Annotated in this window: 3 protein-coding genes and 2 pseudogenes; 3 read left to right on the forward strand and 2 right to left on the reverse strand. The window is 60.4% G+C overall.

All coding sequences use genetic code 11. The features are described 5' to 3' along the window. Positions 1–72: 72 nt before the first annotated feature. Both HF921_RS12585 and HF921_RS12590 read right to left on the reverse strand, forming a co-directional pair. Positions 73–303, reverse strand: a complete 231-nt coding sequence (locus tag HF921_RS12585) for a hypothetical protein (protein ID WP_010642700.1) — start codon at positions 301–303, stop codon at positions 73–75. 235 nt (positions 304–538) lie between these two features. Next, positions 539–796: pseudogene (locus HF921_RS12590) on the reverse strand (class I SAM-dependent methyltransferase); the annotation flags it as partial. A 212-nt stretch (positions 797–1,008) separates the two neighbouring features. On the opposite strand from HF921_RS12590, the gene HF921_RS12595 reads away from it, so the two are divergent. The 3 genes and pseudogenes from HF921_RS12595 to HF921_RS12605 form a co-directional block, all read left to right on the forward strand. Next, positions 1,009–1,359 (forward strand): hypothetical protein, encoded by a 351-nt coding sequence (locus HF921_RS12595; protein WP_126604082.1) that lies wholly within the window; start codon positions 1,009–1,011, stop codon positions 1,357–1,359. 93 nt (positions 1,360–1,452) lie between these two features. Continuing rightward, on the forward strand, positions 1,453–2,763 hold the full coding sequence (locus HF921_RS12600; protein ID WP_126604081.1) for a TolC family protein: 1,311 nt from the start codon (positions 1,453–1,455) through the stop codon (positions 2,761–2,763). Continuing rightward, a pseudogene (locus HF921_RS12605) lies at positions 2,760–3,112 on the forward strand (efflux RND transporter periplasmic adaptor subunit); the annotation flags it as partial. The gene HF921_RS12600 and the pseudogene HF921_RS12605, both read left to right, overlap by 4 nt.

Raw genomic sequence — 3,112 nt, forward strand, 5'->3', positions numbered from 1 at the left:
GTGGAAATCGGGGTGGGCGGTTTCTATCTCGTGTTCCTGATGTCCTGAATGGTCCATAGAACCCTCTCTATTTTACCGCCGCAGGAGCCCACAACGCCGGTTGCCGACCTTGAACCAACGAAACAAGCTGTCTACCACAGTCCCACCTGCTAGTAGCACATCCGGACCAGCTTCGGCGGATGGGGAAACGTTATTGTTCCAGGTCGCGACGTCTTTCCAGGTATTCATCCCCAAAACAGGACCATAAATACCGACCCGACCCAGCCGTAACCATTGAAAAACCCACCCATCATGTAAGGCCACATTTTCTGTTCCTCGTCGTTCACTCGCTACGCCACGGACCCAGAACAAACACTCGTTGATGACCATTCAATGCCACTTCAGTGTAGTTGGCTGTGTCCACTTATTCCATCTTCTTTCAGACTATCCAATGGATGGGGAGCACCTCAGCCTTCGGTGTCCTCGCGACTGAGGATATGGTCCTCGGCAAGTCCCTCGACCACCCTACCTCTGCTGCCAATGGTCCCCCCGTTGACGGTTAGATATCTTCCCATCTCACCTCTGCCTCGCGGTAACTTCGGTCCACATATTGGTAACGGCACCCCACATAGATTGCCCAGATGCGATAGCGTTTCTCGCCGACCATGGCGATGGCCTCCTCTTTGCGCTCCTTCAGGCGCCGGACCCAGTGGATGAGGGTCTGGGCGTAGTGGGGGCGGAAGTTTTCCACGTCCAGGACTTCCAGGTGCTGGCCGGCCATTTCGTGGACCTCCCGCCAGAGATGGAGGATCTCGCCGTCGGGAAAGACTCACAAACACCGACGGTTGGAGCGGTAGAATAAAGCCGTGGATAAGGGGCGCGCCAGTAAGGGCGGGAAGCGCGGCACGCAGTCGCGGGCTCGGGAGAGCATTGACATTTGATGGCCGTTGAGTTGTGATAGCCGGACTAACGTCTTGAGATTGGGGTACTGTGCGCGTTTTTCGCCCGTTCGTTCGCCGGATAGCCTTTATGGCCCTGCTTCTACTGTTGCCTTGGATGGTGACACCCGCAGACGCTGCCCCGGCGCTGTGCGCCCTGTCGATGACAGGGGTAGCCGCACACGGCACACAAATGCCGCGTTGCGAACAGGCCCTTGGTGCTCCGGCCCAGCAAGGCACCTGCCTGACTGCTTGCTGCCACCACGATATGATGACGCCGGTAGCGGAGAGTGCCCACAACATCACCCCCGCCATGTCGGCCTTCGCCGTTTCCGTCGCACCCTTGATCACCCTCCCTTCTTCTAAGCCCGTTCCCCATTTTCTCCACGTTGCAGCCCACACTGGTCTTCCCCCACTCTCCGCAGTTCGTTTTCTCATTTAGCCTCCCGCCTGAATCCGCAGTCCTGCGCACATAGTCGCGCCGGACAGGAAATTCGCGTCTTCGGCCCTAACTCGGGCCGTATGTGGAGGCTATATGAGCGATGTGCAAAGAAGTTCTGGAAATAAACATTTTCTAAAGTGGGTTGCGGCTATTCGCAGGGGCTCAGGGCCACTCTCCCTTCCCGTCATGCTGATGATGGTGTGCGGCCCTTATGCCAGTGCCGCCCCATTGAGCCTGCAGAGCGCGGAAGCAATTGCCCTGCGGCAAAATCCCGGTCTCGGCGCCCTGACCCAAAAGATTGCGGAATTGCGGCACAAAGCCGTGGCGGTGGCCCAGTTGCCCGATCCGCATCTTGATCTCGGTGCCCTGAACCTGCCCCTCAACAGCTTCTCCATGAACCAGCAGCAGATGAGCATGCTGAGCGTGGGCCTGAGTCAGACTTTCCCCTCTTTTGGCAAACTGGGGCTGGAAGGACAGCAGGCGGGGATTGAGGCCCAGGCGGCCGCCGACACCCTGCGCGGTCAGTCCGCCGAGCTGGTGTTGTTGCTGCGCCGTGCCTGGCTGCAAGCCCTTTATACCGAAAATGCCATGGCCACGGTCCGGCATCAGGAACAGTTGGAGGCCGAAAGTGTGCAAGCGGCACTGGCGCTCTACCGCTCCGCTCAAGGGTCACAGGCCGAGGTACTCCGTGCCCAACTGGCGCGCGACAACCTGGCCAATGATATCAGCAAATTGCAGGCGGAGCGGGCAAGCGATCTGGCGCAAATCGCCCAGATTCTGAACCTGCCGGAACCGCCGTCCATAGAAAAGCAATGGCCGAATCTGCCGCCACCCCCCACTCTTGCCGAAATGGAAGCCCGACTTTCCGGCCAGCCCCTCCTGCGCGCCGCCCAGGCGCAAACCCGTGCCGCGCAAATGGGCGTGCAGGTAGCCAAAACCGGCTATTGGCCGGACGTCACCGTCAGCGTCGGTTATGGCCAGGATTTCTACCCCGGCAGCCCCAACTGGCTGTCAGCGGGGGTTAACCTGAGCCTGCCGATATTCCCGGGGGATCGCCAGGACCAGGACGTTGCCGCCGCCCAGGCCAGGGCCCAGCAGGCGCAATATCGCTATGACGATCAACACCTGGCCCTGACCCAGCAGGCGCGCGCCGCCTTTGCCCGCTATGAATCCTACAAAATCCAGTTGCAGCGCATGGATCGGCAACTGCTGCCCACCGCACGGAATGCCTTTTCCGCAACGCTCGCCGCCTACTCGGCGGGGCGCGCCGGACTGAACACGGTGTTGCGCACCCAGAAGGAAGTGCTGGACTACGCCCTGACCCGCCTGCAATACCGCCGCGACCTGGCCATCAGCGCCGCAGAACTGGATTTCCTCACCACCCAAGGAGAGATGCAACCATGAAGTCACGCAACTGGATCATCGGCATGGGTCTGCTCGTCCTTGGCGTAGTCCTCGGGGCTGGGGTGGTGTGGTGGCTGCGGACCGCCGCCCCTGCCGCGGCATCGAGCGCCAACGTCGCCGCAACCCATCCTCAGGAAAGTACCCCCAAGGGACGGCACATCCTCTACTGGGCTGCCCCCATGGACCCCAAAATCCATTCGGATCATCCGATGAAGGACAGTATGGGGATGGCCTATATCCCGGTCTATGCCTCCAGCCCGAACGCAAAAAAAGAGTCCGGCCTCAGCATCGATCCGCGCCTGGCGCAAAACCTGGGGGTGCGCCTTGTGGCGGTGCAGCACCGGCAGAT

Source organism: Acidithiobacillus ferriphilus, assembly GCF_018854775.1.
Lineage (GTDB): Bacteria > Pseudomonadota > Gammaproteobacteria > Acidithiobacillales > Acidithiobacillaceae > Acidithiobacillus > Acidithiobacillus ferriphilus.

Coding starts and splice junctions, on each gene's coding strand:
- HF921_RS12600 (WP_126604081.1), top strand. CDS start 1,453: ATGAGCGATGTGCAAAGAAGTTCTGGAAATAAACATTTTCTAAAGTGG.
- HF921_RS12595 (WP_126604082.1), top strand. CDS start 1,009: ATGGCCCTGCTTCTACTGTTGCCTTGGATGGTGACACCCGCAGACGCT.